20 protein-coding genes and 1 pseudogene are annotated in these 22,056 nt (G+C 63.6%); 11 read left to right on the forward strand and 10 right to left on the reverse strand.

Annotated features, from left to right (window positions below; genetic code table 11):
- Window positions 1–32: 32 nt before the first annotated feature.
- The 3 genes and pseudogenes from KJP28_RS04180 to KJP28_RS04190 all read right to left on the reverse strand — a co-directional run.
- Window positions 33–971, reverse strand: a pseudogene (locus tag KJP28_RS04180) (3-hydroxyacyl-CoA dehydrogenase NAD-binding domain-containing protein); the annotation flags it as partial.
- A complete protein-coding gene (bcoG, locus tag KJP28_RS04185; protein ID WP_218390962.1) occupies window positions 968–1,879 on the reverse strand; it encodes a 3-dehydrocarnitine:acetyl-CoA trimethylamine transferase BcoG in 912 nt (303 codons plus the stop codon). The pseudogene KJP28_RS04180 and the gene bcoG, both read right to left, overlap by 4 nt.
- A gap of 16 nt (window positions 1,880–1,895) precedes the next feature.
- The gene (locus KJP28_RS04190; RefSeq protein ID WP_218390963.1) at window positions 1,896–2,738 is read right to left on the reverse strand and encodes a fumarylacetoacetate hydrolase family protein; all 843 of its coding nucleotides are present in this window, start codon (window positions 2,736–2,738) and stop codon (window positions 1,896–1,898) included.
- A 328-nt stretch (window positions 2,739–3,066) separates the two neighbouring features.
- On the opposite strand from KJP28_RS04190, the gene KJP28_RS04195 reads away from it, so the two are divergent.
- From KJP28_RS04195 to KJP28_RS04215, 5 genes are all read left to right on the forward strand, one after another.
- Window positions 3,067–4,098, forward strand: coding sequence for a BMP family lipoprotein (locus tag KJP28_RS04195; protein ID WP_218390964.1), 1,032 nt, complete (start codon window positions 3,067–3,069; stop codon window positions 4,096–4,098).
- A gap of 72 nt (window positions 4,099–4,170) precedes the next feature.
- Window positions 4,171–5,715, forward strand: coding sequence for an ABC transporter ATP-binding protein (locus KJP28_RS04200; protein ID WP_218390965.1), 1,545 nt, complete (start codon window positions 4,171–4,173; stop codon window positions 5,713–5,715).
- Complete coding sequence (locus tag KJP28_RS04205; RefSeq protein WP_218390966.1) at window positions 5,712–6,863, forward strand: ABC transporter permease; 1,152 nt, start codon at window positions 5,712–5,714, stop codon at window positions 6,861–6,863. The genes KJP28_RS04200 and KJP28_RS04205 overlap by 4 nt, the downstream gene beginning before the upstream one ends.
- Window positions 6,860–8,125, forward strand: a complete 1,266-nt coding sequence (locus tag KJP28_RS04210) for an ABC transporter permease (RefSeq protein WP_218390967.1) — start codon at window positions 6,860–6,862, stop codon at window positions 8,123–8,125. The genes KJP28_RS04205 and KJP28_RS04210 overlap by 4 nt, the downstream gene beginning before the upstream one ends.
- A 255-nt stretch (window positions 8,126–8,380) precedes the next feature.
- Window positions 8,381–9,643: a glycerate kinase type-2 family protein gene (locus KJP28_RS04215; protein ID WP_218390968.1), complete on the forward strand. Its 1,263-nt coding sequence runs from the start codon at window positions 8,381–8,383 to the stop codon at window positions 9,641–9,643.
- Between the two features lie 107 nt (window positions 9,644–9,750).
- On the opposite strand, the gene KJP28_RS04220 is transcribed toward KJP28_RS04215, so the two are convergent.
- The 5 genes from KJP28_RS04220 to KJP28_RS04240 are packed head-to-tail and all read right to left on the reverse strand — an operon-like array spanning window position 9,751 to window position 14,203.
- On the reverse strand, window positions 9,751–10,695 hold the full coding sequence (locus KJP28_RS04220) for a Gfo/Idh/MocA family oxidoreductase (protein ID WP_218390969.1): 945 nt from the start codon (window positions 10,693–10,695) through the stop codon (window positions 9,751–9,753).
- A gap of 12 nt (window positions 10,696–10,707) precedes the next feature.
- Window positions 10,708–11,559: a class III extradiol dioxygenase subunit beta gene (locus KJP28_RS04225; protein ID WP_218390970.1), complete on the reverse strand. Its 852-nt coding sequence runs from the start codon at window positions 11,557–11,559 to the stop codon at window positions 10,708–10,710.
- Window positions 11,559–11,957, reverse strand: coding sequence for a protocatechuate 4,5-dioxygenase subunit alpha (gene ligA / locus KJP28_RS04230; protein ID WP_218390971.1), 399 nt, complete (start codon window positions 11,955–11,957; stop codon window positions 11,559–11,561). Before ligA ends, KJP28_RS04225 begins: the two co-directional genes overlap by 1 nt.
- Window positions 11,954–12,907 carry an NAD(P)-dependent oxidoreductase gene (locus tag KJP28_RS04235; protein ID WP_218390972.1) on the reverse strand — a complete coding sequence of 318 codons (954 nt, stop codon included), beginning with the start codon at window positions 12,905–12,907 and terminating at the stop codon, window positions 11,954–11,956. The genes ligA and KJP28_RS04235 overlap by 4 nt, the downstream gene beginning before the upstream one ends.
- Before the next feature lie 60 nt (window positions 12,908–12,967).
- Window positions 12,968–14,203, reverse strand: coding sequence for a LysR family transcriptional regulator (locus KJP28_RS04240; RefSeq protein WP_218390973.1), 1,236 nt, complete (start codon window positions 14,201–14,203; stop codon window positions 12,968–12,970).
- A gap of 169 nt (window positions 14,204–14,372) precedes the next feature.
- Here KJP28_RS04240 and KJP28_RS04245 point away from each other — a divergent pair, with 169 nt between their 5' ends.
- From KJP28_RS04245 to KJP28_RS04270, 6 genes are all read left to right on the forward strand, one after another.
- Complete coding sequence (locus KJP28_RS04245) at window positions 14,373–15,110, forward strand: PIG-L deacetylase family protein (RefSeq protein ID WP_218390974.1); 738 nt, start codon at window positions 14,373–14,375, stop codon at window positions 15,108–15,110.
- An 11-nt stretch (window positions 15,111–15,121) separates the two neighbouring features.
- Window positions 15,122–15,814, forward strand: a complete 693-nt coding sequence (gene ligK / locus KJP28_RS04250) for a 4-carboxy-4-hydroxy-2-oxoadipate aldolase/oxaloacetate decarboxylase (RefSeq protein ID WP_218390975.1) — start codon at window positions 15,122–15,124, stop codon at window positions 15,812–15,814.
- A 90-nt stretch (window positions 15,815–15,904) separates the two neighbouring features.
- Window positions 15,905–16,963, forward strand: coding sequence for a 4-oxalomesaconate tautomerase (locus KJP28_RS04255; RefSeq protein WP_218390976.1), 1,059 nt, complete (start codon window positions 15,905–15,907; stop codon window positions 16,961–16,963).
- Window position 16,964: 1 nt separating this feature from the next.
- A complete protein-coding gene (locus KJP28_RS04260) occupies window positions 16,965–17,858 on the forward strand; it encodes an amidohydrolase family protein (protein ID WP_218390977.1) in 894 nt (297 codons plus the stop codon).
- 207 nt (window positions 17,859–18,065) lie between these two features.
- Window positions 18,066–18,425, forward strand: coding sequence for a protocatechuate 4,5-dioxygenase subunit alpha (locus KJP28_RS04265; protein ID WP_218390978.1), 360 nt, complete (start codon window positions 18,066–18,068; stop codon window positions 18,423–18,425).
- Window positions 18,426–18,438: 13 nt separating this feature from the next.
- Window positions 18,439–19,287 carry a class III extradiol dioxygenase family protein gene (locus tag KJP28_RS04270; protein ID WP_218390979.1) on the forward strand — a complete coding sequence of 283 codons (849 nt, stop codon included), beginning with the start codon at window positions 18,439–18,441 and terminating at the stop codon, window positions 19,285–19,287.
- 115 nt (window positions 19,288–19,402) lie between these two features.
- Here the strand turns inward: KJP28_RS04270 and KJP28_RS04275 are convergent, their stop codons facing one another.
- Both KJP28_RS04275 and KJP28_RS04280 read right to left on the reverse strand, forming a co-directional pair.
- Window positions 19,403–20,806: a UdgX family uracil-DNA binding protein gene (locus KJP28_RS04275; RefSeq protein ID WP_218390980.1), complete on the reverse strand. Its 1,404-nt coding sequence runs from the start codon at window positions 20,804–20,806 to the stop codon at window positions 19,403–19,405.
- Window positions 20,806–22,038 carry a putative DNA modification/repair radical SAM protein gene (locus KJP28_RS04280; RefSeq protein ID WP_218390981.1) on the reverse strand — a complete coding sequence of 411 codons (1,233 nt, stop codon included), beginning with the start codon at window positions 22,036–22,038 and terminating at the stop codon, window positions 20,806–20,808. Before KJP28_RS04280 ends, KJP28_RS04275 begins: the two co-directional genes overlap by 1 nt.
- Window positions 22,039–22,056 lie beyond the last annotated feature (18 nt).

A 22,056-nucleotide genomic window follows, 5' to 3' on the forward strand; every position in this document is an offset into this window, starting at 1 on the left:
TTGCGTTCTTACGTCGCGCGGCGTCAGCCGTCCAGCCTGTCTTCGTGATCGCGGATCACCCCGCCCGCGCCGCTGCCGGTCGTCTTGAGCGCACGGATGATGCCCACGAGGTTGTCGTCGCGCAGACGCTCCAGCTCGCGGATGGTCATGTGACCGGACTGTGCGTCGGACTGCTCCGCAATCAGGTTCACGAGGTCGTCGTTGAATTCCGGCACGTCCATCAGCTTGGTCCACGGCCATGACAGAGCAGGGCCGAATTGCGCCATGAAATGCCGCATTCCCGCTTCGCCGCCAGCGATGCGATAGGTTTCGAACAAGCCCATCTGCGCCCATCTGAGGCCAAAGCCCATGCGGATCGCCTCGTCGATTTCTTCGGTGGTGGCGATACCGTCTTTCACCATCCAGAGGCTTTCACGCCAGACAGCTTCGAGCAGCCGGTCGGCAATGTGGGCGTCGATTTCCTTGCGAAGAGTCAGCGGATGCATCCCGACCCCGCGCAGGATCTCGGAGGCGCGGGCGCAGGTGTCGGCGTCGCCCACAAGCTCCACAAGCGGCAGCAGGTAGACGGGATTGAACGGATGCGCGACCACGGCCCGTGCGCCACGTTCGTTCAACTGGGTCGGACGAAAGCCCGAGGTGGAGGAGCCGAGAATGGCGGCGCCGGAGAGAAACGGCTCCACATCGGCGTAAACCCGGTGCTTGAGGTCCAGCTGCTCCGGCACGCTTTCCTGCACCCAATCCGCGCCGGTGACTGCCGCGCCGAGGTCGTCGTGAAAGCTGAGCGCGCCCTCTGCGGGCAGCGGCTTGTCGTATAGCTGCGGCAGGGCGCGGCGCGCGCCTGCGAGCACCTCGCCCATCTTGCGTTCGGCGTCCGGGTCTGGGTCGTAGACCGCCACGTCCCAGCCGTTCATCAGGAACCGCGCGGCCCAGCCGCCGCCGATCACGCCACCGCCGAGGATTGCCGCCTTCATGCCGGGGCCCGCTTGGTCAGGCCAAGTTTCGCACGCACCGCCTCCGGGCCGATCACCGTCGCGCCCATGCCCTCGATGATGCCCACGGCGCGTTCGACGAGTTGCGCGTTGGTTGCGAGCACGCCCTTGTCGAGAAACAGGTTATCTTCAAGTCCTACCCGCACGTTGCCGCCCGCGAGAACGGCGGCGGCGACATAGGCCATCTGGTCGCGACCCAGCGAGAACGCCGACCAATGCCAGTCGTCCGGCACGTTGTTGACCATCGCCAGATAGGTGTTCAGGTCATTCGGTGCCCCCCACGGCACGCCCATGCATAGCTGGACAAGGGCCGGGGAGTCGAGCACCCCGTCCGCCACGAGTTGTCGGGCAAACCACAGGTGGCCGGTGTCGAATGCCTCGATCTCGGGCTTCACGCCAAGCTCGGTCATGCGCCGCCCCATCGCGGTGAGCATCCCGGGCGTGTTGGTCATGACGTAATCGGCCTCGGCGAAATTCATCGTTCCGCAATCGAGCGTGCAGATTTCCGGCAGGCAATCGGCGATATGGGCCACCCGCGCTTCGGCCCCGATCATGTCGGTGGCGTCTTCGTTCAACGGGAAGGGGGCTTCGGGTGGACCGAAGACGATGTCGCCGCCCATCCCCGCGGTCAGGTTCAGCACCACGTCCACCTCGGCATCACGGATGCGCTCGGTCACTTCGCGGTAGAGCGCAAGGTCGCGGGACGGCGCGCCTGTTTCGGGGTCGCGGACATGGCAATGCACCACCGCGGCCCCGGCCTTCGCCGCGTCGATGGCGCTGGACGCGATGTCTTCGGGGCTGCGCGGCACGTGAGGGGAGCGGTCCTGCGTCGCCCCGGACCCGGTGACGGCGCAGGTGATGAACACCTCTCGGTTCATGGCAAGTGGCATGGGAACCTCCCTTGTCTCAGGGTTCGGGTATGACCGTGTTCTGGATCTCGCCCAGCCCGTCGATGGCGATGCGGATAACGTCCCCGACCTTGAGGAAATTACCGCTTTCCATCCCGACGCCGCCGGGCGTTCCGGTAAAGAGCACGTCTCCGGGCATGAGCGTAAACACTTGGCTGATATAGGAAATCTGATCCACCAGCTTGTGGATCATCATCCCGGTATTGCCGTCCTGGCGAAGCTCGTCATTGACCCATGTGCGAATCGAAAGGTCCTGCGGATCGGCCACTTCGTCGGCGGTGGTGATCCACGGGCCGAAGGGACCGTGGGTGTCGAAACTCTTGCCCAGCGTGAAGGTGGGTGAGCGTTTCTGCCAGTCGCGCACGCTTACGTCGTTGCCCACGGCGTAGCCCGCGATCACCGACAGCGCATCCTCGCGCGGCACGTGACGACAGCGTTTGCCGATGATGACCGCCAGTTCGCCCTCGAAATCGAGCACGTCCGAGACCTTCGGCATCTCGATCCCCTGCGAGGGGCCGTTGATGCAGGAGACCTGTTTGTTGAACCACGTCTGGGTCGCGGGCGGCGGCACTTCGCGTTTCACATTGTCGATGTGGTCCTGATAGTTCATCCCGAGCGCCAGCAGCTTCTGCGGGTCGCCCACGGGAGCTTCCAGGACCACGTCGGACAGGCGATAGCAGCTCCCGCTGGCTTCCCTCGCGTCAGCGAAATCATTGCCCGCGCGGTCGAGATAGGCGCGCATGGATGTGCCGAAACCCGCCTCTGTGAGGTCCACGATTTCATCACCTTCGACGCGTCCGAGATGCGTCTCGCCATCACGGGTAAATCTGGCCAACTTCATGACATTCTCCCAAAGCCATTGAATTCTCGAAAATCTTTGGCCGCGATCGTCCCGCACCGCAACCCGTATCGCAAAAAGTTTCGGCGCCCGCCAACCGCGCGGGCGGGCCGGTCAAAAATGCGGCAAACCCACCTGCGATCCGATTTTTGAACGTCAGGTCAATTCCTGCGAAAAAATCAAAACACATCAAAGACCTTGCAAAAGTCGCGGTGAGCGGATGCGATATGAAAAGGGGGAATCGCTGCCACCCGGCTGCGCTGGCCTGCCCAATAGATATGCAACCTGCCACGCTCCTCACGTCTGAGTGCGGCTGACAAGGAGGTTTTTTATGACGTTTCTGAGCAAAATTTCGGCCCGCACAGGGCTTGCCGCCGCGCTTCTCGCGGGCAGCGTGATGAGCGCTTCGGCCTTTTCCGCCTGCCAGGTGACAGACACCGGCGGCATCGACGACGCGGGCTTCAACCAGACCGCGTGGAAAGGCGTCCAGGACGCCATCGAGATGGACGGCGAGGTCGAGGGCCGGTTCCTAGAAAGCCAGGCCGAGACCGATTACGAGGCGAACCTGAACTCGTTGATCGAGGGCAATTGCGACATCATCATCACCGTCGGCTTCCTCATGGGCGACGCGACCAAGGCGGCGGCGGAAGCCAACCCCGAACAGCAATTCTCGATCGTGGACTTCGCCTATGACCCGACCATCCCGAATGTGCTGGGTCAGGTCTATGCGACCGATCAGGGCGCGTTCCTCGCCGGCTACCTCGCCGCGGGCATGTCCGAGACGGGCGTCGTCGGCACCTTCGGCGGCATAAACATCCCGCCGGTCACGGCCTTCATGAACGGCTTCGTGCACGGTGTGAACTACTACAACTCCGAGAAGGGGACCGAGGTCGAAGTGCTCGGCTGGAACCCGGACAGCCAGGAAGGGCTGTTCACCGGCAACTTCGACAGCCTCGACGACGGCCGGGCCTTCGCCCAGAACCTGTATGACGAAGGCGCGGACATCGTCATGCCGGTCGCCGGTCCCGTGGGCCTCGGCTCTGCGACGCTGGCGTCTGAGATCGGCACCGACGAGCTGAAGATCATCGGCGTGGATGCCGACCAGACCCAGACCGACCCTGAGAACGCCGACGTCTACCTGACCTCGGTGCTCAAGCGCATGGATTCGACCGTGACGCAGGTGATCGAGATGTCCAAGGGCGGCACGTTCGAAGGCGGCCTGATCGTCGGTACGCTCGAGAACGAAGGCGTTGGCCTTGCCCCGTATGGCGCGTTCGAAGACAGCGTGCCGGAAGAGCTGAAAGCCGAAGTCGAGGCCGTGAAAGCGGGCATCATCGACGGCTCCATCGAAGTCGGCATGTAAACCGACCCAACCCCGCCGCCGACATCCGGCGGCGGGGCTTTTTTTCCAATCGGCTCGAGGTGGGAGAGCAGCATGGACGTCGAACTGCGCGGGATCACCAAGCGTTTTGGCTCCGTTGTCGCCAACGACAACGTGAACCTCACGATCCGGGGCGGTGAGGTGCTTGGGCTTCTGGGCGAAAACGGCGCCGGCAAATCCACCATGATGAACATGCTCTCGGGGCTCTACACGCCCGACGAGGGCGAGATCCTGATCGACGGCAAGAAGGTCGAATTCGACGGGCCGGGCGACGGGATCGAAGCGGGCATCGGCATGGTGCACCAGCATTTCATGCTCGTCCCGGTCTTCACCGTTGCCGAAAACGTGGTGCTCGGCGTCGAGCCCACCGGCAAGATGGGCTATCTCGACATGCGCCGCGCGCGCCGCCAGGTCGAAGAGATCAACGAGAAATACGGCCTGCACGTCCCCCCTGACGAATTGATCGAGGAACTCCCCGTCGGCATCCAGCAGCGGGTCGAGATCCTCAAGGTTCTGTTCCGCTCCGCCGACGTGCTCATCCTCGACGAGCCGACCGCAGTGCTCACGCCGCAGGAAGTGCGCGAATTTTTCGGCATCGTAAATACGTTGAAGGAAGCCGGGAAAGCCATTGTTTTCATTACACATAAGCTGCACGAGATTTTGGAGATTTCCGACCGCGTCAGCGTGCTTCGGCAAGGCAGGATCACTGGCGAAGGCGACCCAAAGACACTGACCGAAGCCGATCTGGCCGAGATGATGGTGGGTCGCCCGGTGAGCTTTACCACCGACAAGGAGCCTGCCAAGCCGGGCCGCACGATGATCGAGATGCAGAATGTGTCCATGCTGGACGAAACGGACGAGATCGTGCTGGAGCGCGTCTCCATGTCGGTCCGGTCGGGCGAAGTGGTCGGCGTGGCAGGGGTGCAAGGCAACGGACAGACCGAACTGGTCGAAGCGCTCACCGGGCTGGAACGTGTGGCTTCTGGGAAAATCATCTTCGACGGAACCGACATCACCACGGCCTCGGTGCGTGAACGTCACAAGATGGGCATGGCCCACATTCCCGAAGACCGGCACAAATCCGGCATGGTGGACAGTTTCACCATCGCGGAAAACATGGTGCTGAACAATTACTACGCGCCCGAATACTCGCGCGGCTGGGCCATCGACTGGAACAAGGTGGCGGAAACATCGGCGCGCTATTGCGTTGAATTCGACGTGCGTACGCCATCGGTCTACCTGCCCGGCGGGTCGCTTTCCGGCGGCAACCAACAGAAAATGGTCGTCGCACGCGAGTTGGAACGCGAGACCAAACTGGTGATTGCCAGTCAACCCACGCGCGGGGTCGATGTCGGCTCCATTGAATATATCCATGAACGCCTGATCCAAGCGCGCGACGAGGGCGACGGGGTCTTGATCGTGTCGTCTGAACTGGACGAAGTGCTTGGCCTCTCGGACCGGATTTACGTGATGTACGACGGGCGCATCGTCGCCGAGTTCGACAACACAGGCGGCAAGGCCGACCGCAATGCCGTGGGTCTTGCCATGGCGGGCGCACACAATGGCGATGCGGCGACGGGCGAAGGGGATGCGGCATGACCGAGCATGATGATCTCAAGGGTGTGAATGAACGCATGCGCAGCCTGATGGCGCGCACCACGCACGGGCGCGACGATTTCGAAGACCTCGTCATCGTGCCATTGTTCGCCGTTGTCGTGGCGCTGGTGTTCGGCGCGCTCATCATGCTGGCAACAGCGGTGGACATTCCCACAATCGGGCGCAGTTTCGCGGCGCTTGCCATCGGCTCGGTCGGGTCACTGAACGCTTGGTCCGAAACGCTGACCGCCGCGATCCCCCTCGTGCTTGCCGGGCTGGGCCTTGGTCTTGGCTTCCGCGCAGGTCTTTTCAACATCGGGGCCGAAGGTCAGCTTGTCATGGGCGGTCTGGCCGCCGTCATCGCGGGCTTTTCGCTCGATTTCCTGCCGATCGTCATTCACCTGCCGCTCACACTCCTGATCGGGATTGCGGTGGGCGCCGGCTACGCAGCCATCGCTGGCATCCTGAAGGCCACGACCGGCGCGCATGAGGTGATTTCGACCATCATGCTCAATCTCATCTCCTTCGAACTGCTGAATTGGCTCCTGCGTCAGCCATGGCTACAGCGCGAAGGCCGCTCGGACCCGATTTCCAAATCGGTGCCGGACAGTGCGCAACTTCCGCAGCTTCTGGACTGGATCAATCCGAACCTTCGGCTTCATGCGGGCCTTTTCGTCATGCTGATCGCGGTGGCATTCATCTGGTGGCTGCTGTTCCGCTCGAAAATCGGCTTCGCCTTCCGCGCGTCCGGCGAAAACCCGTCGGCGGCGAACTATGCGGGGATGAAAGCCAGCTTCGTCATCGTCCTGGCCATGGCCACGGCAGGCGGTCTTGCCGGTCTGGCCGGGGCCTCGCAGATTACCGGCGTTCTGGGCCGCGCCTCACCGGGGTTCTCGGCGGGTATCGGGTTCGATGCCATCGCGGTTGCGCTTCTCGGCCGCTCGCACCCGGTCGGCATCCTGTTCGCAGGCATTCTCTTTGGCGGGCTTGAAGCAGGGGGGAGACAGATGCAGGTGGCCGCCGGCGTGTCCATCGACCTCATCGGGATCATTCAGGCGCTGATCATCGTGTTCATCGCCGCACCGCTTCTGGTGCGCGCGATCTTCCCGTGGGGCTTCCGGCGCAACGGCAGGAAGGAGGACGCGGCATGACCGATATGACCGCGACCCAAACGCAGGCCGAAAAGCTCGACAGCGCAGCCTCGCGCAAGGCCCGGATCATGGGCGGCATCCTGATCGCCCTCGCGCTTCTTGTTCTGTTCGTGCTCGACGTCGTGCCGGGTGAAAGCGCGACCTTCCGGCTTACCACCCGCCGCGATGCGATCCAGATCCCGGACCTCGTGGTGCCGGGTGCGTTCAACATGGTCTGCGCCGCGCTGCTCGCGTTCCTCGGTGTGCGCCAGTTGCTTCGGGGCGGGGCGCGCTGGACATCGCTCTCGCTTGGATTCGGCCTGCTCCTTCTGGTCATGGCGTTCCTCGTCTGGGCCACGGCGGGCAAGGCGTTCAACCTGACCTCCATGCTTCAGGCCGCCGTGCTCGCCTCGGTGCCGATCGCGCTGGGCGGTCTGGCGGGCGTCATGTCCGAACGCGTGGCGGTGGTGAACATCGCCATCGAGGGGATGCTGCTGGCAGGCGCCTTCGCGGGCGCCCTGATCGGGTCGCTCCTGGGCGGCTGGATCGGGCTCGTCGCCGCGATCCTCGTGGGCGGTTGTTTCGGCCTTCTTCTTGCGACGCTGGTCGTGACCTTCCGCATGGATCAGATCATCGCGGGCGTGGTCATCAATCTCTTCGTGCTCGGCGTGACCTCGTATGTCTCGAGCCAGGTCTTCGCTGAATACCGCTTCCTCAACAACGCCAAGGTTTTCCGCGCCTGGGAAATCCCGCTGCTCTCCGACATCCCCGTGATCGGCCCGATGCTGTTCGACCAGAACCTGTTCGTCTACGGGGCTTTCATCCTCGTCGGTATCGCGACCTATTATCTGTTCCATACCAGGAACGGGCTGCGCGCGCGGGCCGTGGGAGAGCATCCCCGCGCCGCCGATACGCTGGGCGTCGATGTCTATGTCACCCGCTACGTGCATGTCACGATCGCGGGAATGATCGCCGGGTTCGGCGGTGCGTTCTTCACGCTCGGCAACGTGGGGCGGTTCGAGGAAAATATGACCAACGGTCGGGGCTATATCGGCCTTGCCGCGATGATCTTCGGGCGCTGGCATCCGGTCGGCGCATTGTCGGCGGCGCTCATCTTCGGCTTCGCGGATTCGATCCAGCAGAAACTCGCGCTCCTGAACACACCGATTCCTTCCGAATTCCTCGCCATGGCACCTTATATCGCGACGATCATCGTCGTCGCCGGTCTGGTCGGACGCTCCCGCCCGCCAGCCGCGGACGGCAAGCCCTACGTCAAGGAATGATCGGCTTGGAAGTTATGTGAGCGCCTCGGCTCCGGCTTAAAAACTCAACTGATAAAGGGTGTTGCGTGACCGAAGATCAGAAGATTGGACAACCGGATACCGAGGCACTCGAATTCGCGAACTTTCGATCGAACCACTCACAAGACCGGCCGCCGCGAAGGCCTGCCCAATTTACGAACCGTGGCCAGCATGGCAAATGGTGGAAAACCACCAGAAGAATGGTTTGTCATCAATCACCTAACGGCTTGGCGCTTCATGTCGATAGATGACCGCACCTTTCTGACAGGATTATTCGACGCCGCAATCGCGGCGGCCGATCCTGCGCGGGCCCTGGGGCCGAACTTGCCCGCGCCGCCCAAAGGAAGGACCGTGGTGATCGGGGCTGGCAAGGGCGCGGCCCAGCTCGCTCTTGCGTTCGAATCCATATGGGAAGCCCCGTATTCCGGCGTCGTCGTCACGCGCTATGGCTACGGGGCCAAGACCGACACGATCCGCGTGATCGAAGCCGCGCACCCGGTGCCGGACGCCGCAGGCGAGGAGGGCGCACGCGCGCTCATGGATGCGGTGACTGGTCTGACGCCGGATGATCTCGTGATCGCGCTCGTGACCGGCGGCGGTTCCGCGCTTCTGCCGTCGCCGCCCGACGGTTTCTCGCTTGAGGACGAACAGGCCCTGAACGCGGCGCTTCTGGCGTCCGGCGCCCCGATCTCTGCGATGAACGCGATCCGAAAATGCTTCTCCGAAACCAAGGGCGGTCGGCTTGCCGCACTGGCGCACCCGGCGCGGGTGGTCTCGCTGATCGTTTCGGACGTTCCCGGTGACGACCCGGCCGAGGTCGCGTCAGGCCCCACCGTTCCCGGGCCCTCCGGGTCGCGTAACGCCCTCGCGGCCCTTCGCGATTGGAACATCGACGTCCCCGACCGGATCGTAGCTGCGATCGAGGCCGCCACCCCGCCCATGCCGGACGACGAGGTCTTCGCGAAAAACGAGGTCAAGGTCATTGCCTCTGCCTCGCGCTCGCTCGAGGCTGCGGCGGAACGCGCCCGCGATCAGGGTTGGCCAGCGGTGATCCTGTCGGATGCGATCGAGGGCGAGGCGCGCGACGTCGCTCGGGTCCACGCCGCCATCGCGCGCGAAGTCGTGGCGCGTAACCGCCCGTTCGAAGCGCCGGTGGTCATCCTCTCGGGAGGTGAAACCACCGTGACGCTTAAGGGCGACGGACGCGGAGGGCGCAACACCGAGTTCCTTCTGTCCTTCGCAAAGGACATCGACGGCGTGCCCGGCATCGCGGCCCTGGCCGCCGACACCGACGGGATCGACGGCTCCGAAGACAATGCGGGGGCCTATGCCGACACCGACACCGCCGCCGCCATGCGCGAGGCGGGGGTGGACCCGGCGCAGATGCTGGCCATGAACGACGCCTATTCGGCCTTCGAGGCGGTGGAGGCCCTGTTCACACCCGGACCGACCGGCACCAACGTGAACGATTTCCGCGCCATCCTGATCCGGGGCGACTGAATCGCGGGCAGGGCGCAGCATCCCTGTTTCATCGTGCCATAAATATGCAAAAGGGGCCGCGCGTCAGCGCGGCCCCTCGCGATGCGGCGCAGCCGCAGCGCAATCTCTCAGGAGAACGACTTTTCGATCGCGTCGAGCGTTTCCATCGCGGGCAGAACCTGGCCCACCGCTCCGTTCGGCTCACGGCCTTCGGTCACAGCCGAGACGAACTCGCGGTCGATCAACTCGATCCCGTTGTTCGACACCGCCACGCCCTCCAGGTCGATCGGGTTTTCTTTCCCGTCGAACAGGTCGTCGTAGCGCGCGATGTAGGTGCCGTTGTCGCAGATGTAGCGGAAGAAGGTGCCGAACGGCCCGTCGTTGTTGAAGGACAACGACAGAGTGCAGATCGCACCGGACGGGGTCTTCATGCCGATCGCCATGTCCATCGCGATGTCGAGCTCCGGGTGCATCGGGCCCTGAAGGCCGAAGCTTTCCGACACGCTCTCACCGGTCTGGTACTGGAACAGGTCGACCGTGTGACAGGCGTGGTGCCACAGCAGGTGATCCGTCCAGCTCCGGGGTTCACCCTTCGCGTTGGTGTTCGTGCGGCGGAAGAAATAGGTCTGCACGTCCATCTGCTGGACCTTCAACTCGCCCGCCTCGATCTTGTTGTGGATCCACTGGTGCGACGGGTTGAAGCGGCGCACCTGCCCAGCCATTGCGATGAGACCGGTTTCCTTCTGCTTCTCGACCACGGCGATGGAATCCTCGAGGCTGTCGGCCATCGGGATTTCCACCAGCACGTGCTTGCCCGCATCCATGCAGGCAATCGCCTGTTCCGCGTGCATCTGCGTGGGGGTCGACAGGATAACGGCATCGACATCGTCGCGGGCAAGACATTCGTCCAGCGTCGTCGCCCAGTGGCCAACGCCGCGCTCTTCGGCGAATGCCTTGATCTTCTCCTCCGTCGGCCCCATCACCGAGGTCACTTCGACCTCGGGAATGTTGGCCAGCGCGTCCATGTGCTTGATCCCGAACGCGCCGTAAGCGCCAGCGACACAAATTCGCATGAGTGACCCCCTTTAAGCGTGGTTTTCCAAAATCAGATGGCCAACGGCGGTGTTCGACGCCGGCACGTGATAATGCCTGTGCACCTCGGTGACCTTCTCGTCCAGCGCCCCGCGCATGACGAGCCACATGACCATTTCGATCCCTTCCGAGCCGGTTTCGCGCAGGAACTCGACGTGCGAGATCTTGCGGGCCTTTTCGGGTTCATTGACGAGGATGTCCATGAACTGCTGGTCCCAGGTCGCGTTGATGAGCCCGGCACGCTGCGCCTGAAGCTGGTGGGACATGCCGCCGGTGCCGTAGATGTGGACGTTCAGGTCTTCGTCCCAGCTGTCGACGGCGCGGCGGATCGCCTGACCCAGCGCGTAGCAGCGGTTGGCGGTCGGGGCAGGGTATTGCACCACGTTCACGGCGAGCGGGATCACCAGTGTGCCCCAGTCGTCTTCGGGTGTCTTGTCGCCGAACATCACCGACAGCGGCACGGTCAGGCCGTGGTCCACGTCCATCTCGTTCATGATGGTGATGTCGAATTCGTCGAGCACGAGGCTTTGCGCGATGTGGCTGGCGAATTCCTGATGGTTTTTAACCACCGGCACCGGGCGCGGACCCCAGCCTTCGTCGGCGGGGGTGAACTCGGCGGCGCAACCAAGGGCGAAAGTCGGGATGACACTCGCATCGAATGCCGTGCAGTGGTCGTTATAGACAAGGAACACCACGTCGGGCTTGTTCTTCTTGTTCCACTCACGGCTGTATTCGAACCCTTCGAACACCGGCTGCCAATAGGGCTGCTCGGTGATGTGCTGGTCCATCGCGACGCCAATCGCGGGCACGTGCGAACATGCGATACCTGCGGTGATCTTCGCCATTATTTCTTCTCCCATTCGGATTTGTAGCGGTTGCCTTCGGGCGAGCGGCCGCCATCGACCATCATCTTGCGATAGTCGTCACGGCTCATGCCCGACATCATCGCTGCGAGGTCCTGGAACACGATGCCGTCGAAGGCGCCGAGTTTCGAGGTGTAGTAAATGTTTCCGCCGAGCTCGAGCAGACGGTTCCAGTCGCGGTCGCGGATCGCCTGTTTCTGCTCTTCCGTCATCTTGAATTTCGACATGGCTTTCTCGGGATCATCCCGAAAGGCCTGCCGACCTTCTTCCTTGGAAAGGGAAATGCAGAATTGGTTGAGCCAGTAGCCCTGACGCGAGCGGTCCGCGTCGAACACGAACGTGCCGGGAATATCGTCGTATTCCTTCGCCTTTCTGGTCATGAGGTTTCCTCCGTTCTGATGTTAGCGCGGGCGTCGCGGATTGCGTCCGCCCGGTCCTTATATGTCATATGGTTGCTATCGGCGGTCGGCGCGAGACCGAGATCGCCCATATCCTGTTGCCACGCCGCGGTCGCCCGCGCCATGCGGGCGGGCAGGCCGAGACCTTCGACGGTGGCCGCGACCTCGTGCATCTCCGCCGCGCGTCGCGCGCCGTGGGTCGTGGTGCGTTCCATGTTATACGCCGCACGCGCGGCCCAATCAAAGCCCGGCATCGACGCATCGAGCGATGCGACGACCGCCTCGTCGACCCCGGCGGCCCGTGCGGCCAGCAGGCTTTCGAGCGTCAGCGCCTCGATCCCCTTGATGATCACCGAGCGTAGCATCTTTGTCGCGGCGGCCTGCCCGATCGTGTCACCCGCCATGCCGGGTGTCATGCCCAGACCGGCCAGTGTTTCACAGGCGGCTTCCGCATGGGGCCCGGCCACGAGCATCGGCGACAGGTGGCGGTCAGGGCGAATGGGCGACATGATCGCCAGATCGACATATCGTGCGCCATGGCGGGTGATCTCGGCGGCGGCGGCCAGTTTGGTGGCGGGTGCGCAGGAATTGCAATCGACATAAAGCGCGTCGGGGCGCAGGTGCGGTGCGGCGGCAATTGCAGCGGCCTCGGCCTGATCGGCTGTCACCACGGAAAACACGCAATCCGCCTCCTGCAACGCGACCTCCATGTGGTCGGCGCCGATCACGTGTCCGGCGCGGTAGCGATCCCACATTGCCGACGAGACCGCGTTGTCCCGGCTCGCGGCCTTGATATCAAAGGCGAAGATGCGTTGGACCTGACCCGTGTCCTGCCAGCCCTCGGCCAGCGCAGCGCCAGCTTCGCCAAAGCCGATCAGGGCAATGGCGTCGGGCCGGCTTACCGGCGTGGCAGATGTCCGATCCGTTCGCATGTATACACGGACTTAGGTAGAGCGGGGCAGGATGTGAAATTCATTGCCCTGCATCTTCATTCATTCTGGGTATAGGCGGTTGTCATCCAGACGTTCCGCCGAGATCTGGATCAGCTCCAGGAACCGCGCCTGTGTCGCCGTCGGGATCCATCCGCTCCGGGTGGTCAACCCGATGGGGCGCAGACTGTCGGGCAGGTCGATGTCGAGCCGCACCATGTCACCATGCGCGATCTCGACCGCCGCCTGGTAGGGCGAAAGGATGGTCAGGTAATCGCCCCGGCCCAGAAGCCCGCGCACCAGCACCATCGACGAAGAGACGATCCGCACCGGCGTTTCCGACAACGCTCCGATACCCAGCGTGCGGTAGAGATACGAGCCGCCCGGCGTGTTCTTCGGCGGTGCGATCCAGGGATAGGGCAAGGTGTCGTCCAGCGTGATCCCCGTGCGGCCGGCAAGCGGATGGTCCGGACCCGCGACGACGGCCAGCTGGTCTTGAAACATCGGCACCTGTTCCACGTCGTCCGCCGGGATCGGCTCGCGCAGCGCCCCGATCAGCACATCGACCTCGCCATATCGCAAAGCGCGCAGCAGCTCGGCATAAGGTGCGTCGATGGTGCGGATCTGAACGCCCGCGCTTTCGGCAAGCAGGGCGTCTATCGCTTCGGGCAGGATGCTTGTGCGCGACAGAGGCATGGAGCCGACCGTGATGCGCGTCGAATCCCGCCCCGCCAGCCGCGACAGGTCGTCCAGACCCTGCTTCAACTCGGCCTCCGCCAGCTTCACGGCTCGGGCTAAACCCTCGGCCTGAGGGGTCAGCTCGATGCCGCGCCGCCCGGACGTGAACATCTCGACCCCGGACAGCTTTTCCAGGTCCCGCGCCGCGCGATGGATCGAAGGCTGCGAAATGCCCAGAGACCGCGCAGCCAGGCTGAAGGTCCCGGCTTCGCGGATCGCCACGAGCGCGCGCAATTGTGCGGCGGTGGTCCGCAGGTGGAAATCCGGAACAGGGCTACCCTCGCGCCGGGTCAGCCGCACGGCGAGCGCGGCGCCGTGCGACAGGTGGTCGAACATGCGCCGGACACGGCTGAGCAGCACGGCGCCCTCCTCGGTCGGAAACATCCCCTCGGACCGGCGGTCGAGCAGCACCGCCCCGAACTTCCGTTCCAGCCCCGAAATCGCCTGCGTGACGGCGGGTTGGCTGAGGTGAACCTTGTGCGCCGCAGCCGAGATTCCTTTCGCATCCGCAACTTCCATGAAGGCGCGCAGATGCCTGAGGTTCGGAAATTCCACTGTCATGTCAAAGCCTTGGTTCTCGGCGATTTGGCCATTCTGTTGCGGCACTATAACAAATATTTATGATAATCGCGCGGGATTCAAATGGTCTCGCTCCGCCCGCGCGCCTATTGAGAGCGCGCGCACCCTGCCGTTCGGCGGGGCAAGGATTAATCCCCGGGAGAGAGACGTCATGTCCGACAAGAAAACCGCCCTCGTCATTTCCGCCCATTCCGCAGACTTCGTCTGGCGGGCCGGCGGCGCAATCGCGAAACATGCCAAGCTGGGTTACGACGTCACCGTCGTCTGCCTGTCCTACGGCGAGCGCGGCGAAAGCGCGAAGCTGTGGAAGCAGGAGGGCATGACGCTCGACAAGGTGAAAACCGAGCGCCGCAAGGAAGCCGAGAACGCCGCGAAAGAGCTAGGCGTGGCCGACATCCAGTTCTTCGACATGGGCGACTACCCGCTCGAATTCACCCGCGAATACAAAGACAAGATGGTCGACGTGATCCGTGCGGTGCAGCCGAAATTCATGTTCAGCCACTCGAAGTGGGACCCCTATAACACCGACCACATGAACACGACGCAATTTGCGCTCGAAACCCGCATGATGGCGCAGGCCTGGGGGCACAATCCGGGCGAGAAAGTGCTCGGCGCACCGCAGCTTTACCTGTTCGAGCCCCACCAGACCGAGCAGATGAACTGGAAGCCGAACATCTTCCTCGACATCTCGGACGTGTGGGACCGCAAATGGGCCGCGATCCAGTGTATGCAGGGCCAGGAGCATCTGTGGCACTTCTATGAGAACGTGGCCGAGAACCGCGGCAACCACTTCCGCCGCAACTCCGGCGGGCAGGCGGGCGGCAAAGCCGCGACCCACGCGGAAGGGTTCGAGGCAATCTTCCCGCGCACCGTCGACGAACTCGACTGAGGGGAGGGGACATGACCATTCAACCCGGAACCACCGGCGTCGTCGTTCAGAACATCGAACGCGCGGACGCCTCCGTGATCGACGGTCTCGCCGAATGCGGCGTGGCCACGGTGCACGAGGCGCAGGGTCGCAAGGGGCTGCTCAATAGCTACATGCGCCCGATCTATCCCGGCGCGCGCATCGCCGGTTCTGCCACCACGATCCTCGCGCCGCCCATGGACAACTGGATGATCCACGTGGCGATTGAGCAGTTGAAAGAGGGCGACGTGCTGCTTCTCGGCACGATTTCCCCCTCGGACGCCGGATACTTCGGCGACCTGTTGGCCACATCGGCACAGGCGCGGGGCTGTCGCGGTCTGATCATCGACGCCGGCGTGCGCGACGTGCGCGACCTGACCGAGATGAACTTCCCGGTCTGGTCGAAGCACATCGGCGCCCAGGGCACGATCAAGGAAACGCTGGGGAGTGTGAACGTCCCCGTCGTCTGTGCCGACATTCTCGTGAACCCCGGCGACGTGATCGTGGCCGATGACGACGGTGTCGTCTGCGTCCGCCGCGAAGAAGCCGCCGAGGTGCTTGAAAAAGCGCGCGCGCGTGAGGCGAACGAGGGCGAGAAACGCGCCAGGTTCGAGGCAGGCGAACTGGGGCTCGATATTTACGGCATGCGCCCGCGGCTTGAGGAGAAAGGTCTCAAGTATGTGTAACGGTTTCGAATTGGCTTGCGCCAATCCGACCGACGCGGGGGCGCTGCCCCCGCACCCCCGGCATATTTGGAGCACGATGAAAGGGCAGGGATGACGGCATCAGCACGCTGCATGTGGATGCGAGGCGGAACGTCGAAAGGCGGGTTCTTTCTCGCCGCGGATTTGCCCTCGGACGAGGCGGAGCGCGACGCGTTTCTGCTTCGCGTGATGGGGTCGCCGGACGTGCGTCAGATCGACGGGATGGGCGGGGCCGATCCTTTGACCGCGAAGGTGGCCGTCGTGCGGAAATCGGAGCGGGAGGGGGTCGATGTGGACTACCTGTTCTTGCAGGTTTTCGTCGATCAGCCCATCGTCACGGACAAGCAGAATTGCGGCAATATGCTCGCCGGTGTCGGACCCTTCGCCATCGAGCGCGGGCTGATCGCGCCCGAGGGGGACGAAACCCCGGTGACGATCTTCATGGAGAACACCGGGCAGGTGGCCGTGGCGCGCGTGTCCACGCCGGGTGGCGTGGTGAATTACACGGGCGAGGCCGCGATTGACGGCGTGCCGGGGACGGCGGCGGCCATTCCGCTCGAGTTTAAGGACACCGCCGGGTCGTCCTGCGGTGCGCTGCTGCCCACGGGCAACGTGGTCGACACGGTCGAAGGTATCGAGGTCACGATGATCGACAACGGGATGCCCTGCGTCGTGATGCGCGGGGCCGACATGGGGACTACCGGGAACGAGACGCCGGAAGAGCTCGAGAGCAACGACGCGCTGCGCCAAAAGCTGGAGGCGATCCGGCTGGCCTGTGGCCCAATGATGAACTTGGGCGACGTGTCGGATAAATCGGTGCCGAAGATGACCATGATCACGGCACCGAAAGCGGGGGGCGCGATCAGCACGCGGACCTTCATCCCGCATCGCTGTCACAAGACCATCGGCGTCCTGGGCGCGGTGAGCGTGGCGACGGCCTGTCTCCTTGAGGGAAGCCCCGCCAACGACTTGGCCGAAACCGGGGAAGGCGACGAACGCAGCCTTTCCATCGAACATCCCACCGGGGAAATGACTGTCATCGCGAAGCTCGATGACACTGGCACACCGACCTCGGCCGCCATCCTGCGCACTGCGCGCAAGCTGATGGACGGCGAGGTGTTTGGAGATTGATATGACCGAGACCCAAGTCAAGGACGCCGATTGGCTCGACTTCCACCCGAACCCGAAGACGCCGGATTTCAAGCTGCCCGAAGGCGCGGTGGATGCCCATTGCCACGTCTTCGGCCCCAGCCCCGAATTCCCCTTCGCGCCGGAACGGAAATACACGCCCTGCAACGCGGGCAAGGACAAGCTTTACGAACTTCGCGATTTCCTCGGGTTTTCGCGCAACGTGATCGTGCAGGCGACTTGCCACGGTAAGGATAACGCGGCGATGGTCGATGCCTGTCGCACCGCTGGCGATCTGGCACGCGGCGTGGCCAGCGTGCGCCACGACATCAGCCGCGACGAACTGGCCGAGATGGACAAGGCCGGCGTGCGCGGCGTGCGGTTCAACTTCGTCAAGCGGCTGGTCGACGCCACACCGCGCGAGCATTTCGTCGAAGTGGCCGAGCGTATCCAGGACTTCGGCTGGTCCATCGTGGTGTATTTCGAGGCCGCCGATCTCGAAGAACTGGTGCCCTTCCTCGAAAGCCTGCCGGGGATCATCGTGGTCGATCACATGGGCCGCCCGGACGTGGAAAAGGGCGTGGACCACCCGGACTTTCAGCGCTTCCTGAAGCTCATGGAAGACAACGACAACATCTGGTCGAAAGTGACCTGCCCGGAGCGGCTCTCGATTCAGGGGCCGCCGGATTACGACGACGTGGTGCCGTTCGCGCGTGAAGTGGTGAAGCGGTTCCCAGACCGCGTGCTCTGGGGCACCGACTGGCCGCATCCGAACATGAAAAGCCATATGCCGGACGACGGAAACCTCGTGGATTTCATCCCGCGCATCGCGCCGTCTGCCGAGGAGCAGCAAAAGCTTCTCGTCGACAACCCGATGCGGCTTTACTGGGCGCGCTGAACACGGGCGAGGTTTCAGCCGGAGGAGTGAAAGAGCCGGGCGCGGGGCACCGCCGCCCGGTTTTTCATGCCCGGGTCATGGGCAAGCGATAAGTTTTACGCAGGCGTCATTCATTCTGCGTCCAACCGCCCCGCAACTTGATTCAGGTCAAATGTATGCACCTTGCGCCGTGCGACACAGGCTCAGACATCAAAAGGAGGAACGGCCATGCATGATATGCCGGGCTATGATTACCACATCGACATTCCGGGCACGACGATCTTCGACGGCAAGATGGCCATGAAGGGCTATGCGCTGAACAAGATGTGCTACGATTTCAACAAGGCCGAGAACCGCGAAGGCTTCAAGGCTGACGAAGAAGGCTGGATGGAGAAATACGGCCTGAACGAGGGCCAGAAGCAGGCGATCCGCGATCGCAACGTGCTGGGCCTGATCTCGGAAGGTGGCAACATCTACTACCTCGCCAAGTTCGCGGGCATTTTCGGCCTGTCGGTGCAGGACGTGGGCGGGCTGCAAACCGGCAAGTCTACGGACGAATTCAAGGAATACCTGGCGAGCCAGGCGTAAGGGAGGACCCATCATGGCGAAAATTCTTGGCGGGATCACCACGTCCCACATTCCGGCGGTCGGCAATGCGATCCAGAAGGAGCTTTACGACGACCCGTATTGGAAGCCTTTCTTCGACGGCTATCCGAAGGTCCATCAGTGGATCAAGGACAACAAGCCTGACTATTGCATCAACATCTACAACGACCACGGTCTCGGGTTCTTCCTCGACCGGATGCCGACCTTCGCGATCGGCTGCGCGAACGAATATCGCAACGAGGACGAGGGCTGGGGTCTTCCGGCGCTCGATCCGTTCCCCGGTGCACCGGAGCTGAGCTGGCACATCGCGGAATCGATGGTGGCGGATCACTTCGATCTCACCACCTGTCAGGAACTGGCGGTGGACCACGGTTTCGTCGTGCCGATGCAGCTGTTCTGGCCCGGTGCGCCGCACCACCCGGACATGCCGAAAACGGTGCCGATCTCGGCAAACACCGTGCAACACCCGATCCCGACGCTGGCGCGTGCGCTGGACTTCGGCAAGGCGCTGGGCAAGGCGCTCCAATCCTTCCCGGAGGACGCGACGGTCGTGATCCTGGGCACAGGCGGGCTGTCTCACCAGCTCGACGGCGCACGGGCGGGCTTCATCAACAAGGAGTTCGACCAGTACTGCCTCGACAATATCGTGTCGAACCCCGAAGAGCTGACCAAGATCACCCGGATGGAGCTGGTCGAAAAGGCCGGGGCGCAAGGCACCGAATTCCTGATGTGGATGATGATGCGGGGCGCGCTGGGCGACAACATCAACGAGATCACGCGGAACTATCACATCCCGATCTCGAACACTGCCGCTGGCACGCTGCTTCTGGAATGCGCGGCCTGAACGGTTTCGCCGCGGGCTGACGCCCGCGACGACCGTCCGGGGGGCTAGCCCCCCGGACCCCCCAAAGTATTTTTGAAACGATGAAGAGGCGCGGAGCGAAGGCTTCGCGCTTTTCTCATGCTGCGAGGTGGTCTCGTGCCTTGGCGAGATCATCGGTAAATGCCCTGGCTTCCTCGGCCTTGAGGCGTGGGTCGGGAAGGCGCAGGAGGTAGCTCGGATGCACGGTGATGAGCACGGGCGTGCCGTCAGGCGTGGCCTCGAACTGACCCCGGCGTTTCAGGAGGGCATCGCCGTTCCCGGTCAGGGCGAGGGCGGCGGTCTTGCCCAGGGCGACGATCAGGTCGGGCTGTACCCGTTCGCGTTCGAGGTCCAGCCACCATCTGCAATGCTCCACTTCGGTGCGGTTCGGCGTCTGGTGGATGCGGCGCTTGTTCTGGGGCCGGAATTTGAAGTGTTTGACGGCATTCGTCAGATAGACACGGTCCCGGTCGATCGCGGCCTCGACAAGGTGGCGGTCGAGCAGTTTGCCTGCGGGGCCGACGAAGGGGCGGCCTGCGAGGTCTTCCTGATCTCCCGGCTGTTCACCGACAAGCATGAGGCGTGCATCCGCAGGCCCTTCGCCGGGAACGGCTTGCGTCGCGTGACGGCAGAGGTCGCAGCGGGTGCAGGTGGACAGCGCCGCAGCGAATTGATCGGCGGTTTCGGGGCGCGGTGGGACCGCGATGCGGCTGGCGCGCAAGGGTGGCAGGCTGGGTGCTGCCTCCGCCATCTCGCGGGCACGGGTTTCGGCACGGGCGATGAGGCCGGGGATATCCTGCGCTTCGGGCATGTTGGCCCAGTATTTCTTAGGCATTTCCGCCTGCATCGCCTTGGTCTTCAGCCGCGCGGGATTGAAGATCGAGCGGAAATAGGTGCGCCAGAGGTCTTCGGTCGCGTCATCTCCGATATCAGGTCGCGGGACAGGGTCGTCGAACCGCACGCGGGCGCCGTCGAAATGCGCCGACATGTCCGGGGTGAAGATCGACCAGTTCATGTCACCGAACCGATCTGCGAAGAACGGCGTGGCGATTTCGAGGATCGGGTGACTGGGTTCGAACCATGCCGCGAAATGGCGGCGGCCGGTGCTCTCGACTTCGCGAAAGCGAAGGAAGGCATGCATCTTGTGCCGGTCGCGTCCGACCTCTTTGGCCATGCGGTTGAGCCGGTCGACCAGCGGATCGCCCCGGTCGTCGAGCAGACGCGGCGCAGCGGCGAGCCGGGTGAGCAGGCGATAGAGCAGGGCGAAACGCTCAGGGTCCGCATGGTGACCTGCGAGTTTTGCGAGGCTCACGAAGCGTTTGGGGACGGTGATCTCGCCGCCTTCGGGCGGGGGAGCGGGCGTCGCGAAAAGATCGGCCGACGTGTCGCCCTCGCGCACCCACAACAGGTGCTCGGGCGGCGTTCCGTGCGCTGCATGGGCGCGGGCGGCATCACGCCATGCGGCGAAGGTGCCGATCCGGGGCAGATCGACACGCTGCATCAGAAAAGGCTCAGCTGTTCCGGCTCGGGCGCGAAGCGGGCGCGGAGGTTGTCTTGATCCAGAAGTCCTCGTGGCGTCCAGTCGAGCGCGGTGATGAACGCTTTGGCAGATTTCAGGTTCGCCCCCATCCGCCGCAGATCGTCATAGCGCAGGGCCCGGTGGCGGCGGGCGGCGAGGATTCGGCCCACGCTGCGTGTTCCGATCCCCGGCACGCGCAGGAGCATTTCGCGATCCGCAAGGTTGACGTTCACGGGGAACAGGTGGCGGTTGGCGAGCGCCCAGGCGAGTTTCGGATCGACGTTGAGATCGAGGTTCCCGTCCGGTCGGTTCGCCACGATCTCGCCCACATCGAAGCCGTAGAACCTGAGGAGCCAGTCAGCCTGATAAAGCCGGTGCTCGCGCATCAGTGGCGGTTTTATCAGGGGGAGTTTCGCCGAACTGTCGGGGATCGGTGAGAAGGCGGAATAGTAGACGCGCTTGAGCTTGTAGGAGGAATACAGCCGTGTCGAGCTTTGCAGGATCGTGCTGTCGGTCGCGCCGTCTGCCCCGACGATCATCTGGGTCGACTGGCCGGCGGGCGCGAATTTCGGGGCGCGTTTGCCGGTATGCGAACGCTCGCGCGACGCCTCTTTGCGGAGGCGCACATCGGCCATGGCACGGCGGATCTGGTCGGGCGATTTCTCGGGCGCATAGGCTTCGACCCCGGCGTCCGTGGGCAGTTCCACGTTGATCGACAGACGGTCGGCGTGGCGGCCTGCGGCGTCGATCAGTTCGGGGGCGGCGTCGGGGATCGTCTTGAGGTGGATGTAGCCGCGAAAGCCGTGATCCTCGCGCAAGGACCGCGCGATTTCGACCATGTCGGACATGGTGTCGTCCGGTGATTTGATGATGCCCGACGACAGGAAAAGGCCCTCGATGTAATTGCGGCGGTAGAACTCCAGCGTCAGCTCCACGACTTCCGCCGGGGTGAAGCGGGCGCGCTCCACATTCGATGAAACGCGGTTCACGCAATAGGCGCAGTCGTAGATACAGAAGTTGGTCATCAGGATTTTGAGCAGGCTGATGCAGCGCCCGTCCGGGGCATAGGCGTGGCAGATCCCCGACCCGGTGGTGGAACCGATCCCACCGTCGCGCGAATTGCGCCGTTCCCCGCCCGACGAGGCGCAGGAGGCGTCGTATTTCGCGGCATCCGAGAGGATGGCGAGCTTTTCCTGGAGCGTGCGTTTGACCATGACGTTCACTATATGTTC

The sequence above is a fragment of the Maritimibacter dapengensis genome (assembly GCF_019218265.1).
Taxonomy (GTDB): domain Bacteria; phylum Pseudomonadota; class Alphaproteobacteria; order Rhodobacterales; family Rhodobacteraceae; genus Maritimibacter; species Maritimibacter dapengensis.

Bases quoted from the DNA above. Each gene is read 5' to 3' on its own strand.
- ligK (WP_218390975.1), top strand. From the start codon at position 15,122: ATGACCATTCAACCCGGAACCACCGGCGTCGTCGTTCAGAACATCGAA.
- KJP28_RS04190 (WP_218390963.1), bottom strand. From the start codon at position 2,738: ATGAAGTTGGCCAGATTTACCCGTGATGGCGAGACGCATCTCGGACGC.
- ligA (WP_218390971.1), bottom strand. From the start codon at position 11,957: ATGACCAGAAAGGCGAAGGAATACGACGATATTCCCGGCACGTTCGTG.
- KJP28_RS04205 (WP_218390966.1), top strand. From the start codon at position 5,712: ATGACCGAGCATGATGATCTCAAGGGTGTGAATGAACGCATGCGCAGC.
- KJP28_RS04245 (WP_218390974.1), top strand. From the start codon at position 14,373: ATGTCCGACAAGAAAACCGCCCTCGTCATTTCCGCCCATTCCGCAGAC.
- KJP28_RS04200 (WP_218390965.1), top strand. From the start codon at position 4,171: ATGGACGTCGAACTGCGCGGGATCACCAAGCGTTTTGGCTCCGTTGTC.
- KJP28_RS04255 (WP_218390976.1), top strand. From the start codon at position 15,905: ATGACGGCATCAGCACGCTGCATGTGGATGCGAGGCGGAACGTCGAAA.
- KJP28_RS04240 (WP_218390973.1), bottom strand. From the start codon at position 14,203: ATGACAGTGGAATTTCCGAACCTCAGGCATCTGCGCGCCTTCATGGAA.
- KJP28_RS04215 (WP_218390968.1), top strand. From the start codon at position 8,381: ATGTCGATAGATGACCGCACCTTTCTGACAGGATTATTCGACGCCGCA.
- KJP28_RS04275 (WP_218390980.1), bottom strand. From the start codon at position 20,806: ATGCAGCGTGTCGATCTGCCCCGGATCGGCACCTTCGCCGCATGGCGT.
- bcoG (WP_218390962.1), bottom strand. From the start codon at position 1,879: ATGCCACTTGCCATGAACCGAGAGGTGTTCATCACCTGCGCCGTCACC.
- KJP28_RS04260 (WP_218390977.1), top strand. From the start codon at position 16,965: ATGACCGAGACCCAAGTCAAGGACGCCGATTGGCTCGACTTCCACCCG.
- KJP28_RS04265 (WP_218390978.1), top strand. From the start codon at position 18,066: ATGCATGATATGCCGGGCTATGATTACCACATCGACATTCCGGGCACG.
- KJP28_RS04270 (WP_218390979.1), top strand. From the start codon at position 18,439: ATGGCGAAAATTCTTGGCGGGATCACCACGTCCCACATTCCGGCGGTC.
- KJP28_RS04210 (WP_218390967.1), top strand. From the start codon at position 6,860: ATGACCGATATGACCGCGACCCAAACGCAGGCCGAAAAGCTCGACAGC.
- KJP28_RS04280 (WP_218390981.1), bottom strand. From the start codon at position 22,038: ATGGTCAAACGCACGCTCCAGGAAAAGCTCGCCATCCTCTCGGATGCC.
- KJP28_RS04235 (WP_218390972.1), bottom strand. From the start codon at position 12,907: ATGCGAACGGATCGGACATCTGCCACGCCGGTAAGCCGGCCCGACGCC.
- KJP28_RS04225 (WP_218390970.1), bottom strand. From the start codon at position 11,559: ATGGCGAAGATCACCGCAGGTATCGCATGTTCGCACGTGCCCGCGATT.
- KJP28_RS04220 (WP_218390969.1), bottom strand. From the start codon at position 10,695: ATGCGAATTTGTGTCGCTGGCGCTTACGGCGCGTTCGGGATCAAGCAC.
- KJP28_RS04195 (WP_218390964.1), top strand. From the start codon at position 3,067: ATGACGTTTCTGAGCAAAATTTCGGCCCGCACAGGGCTTGCCGCCGCG.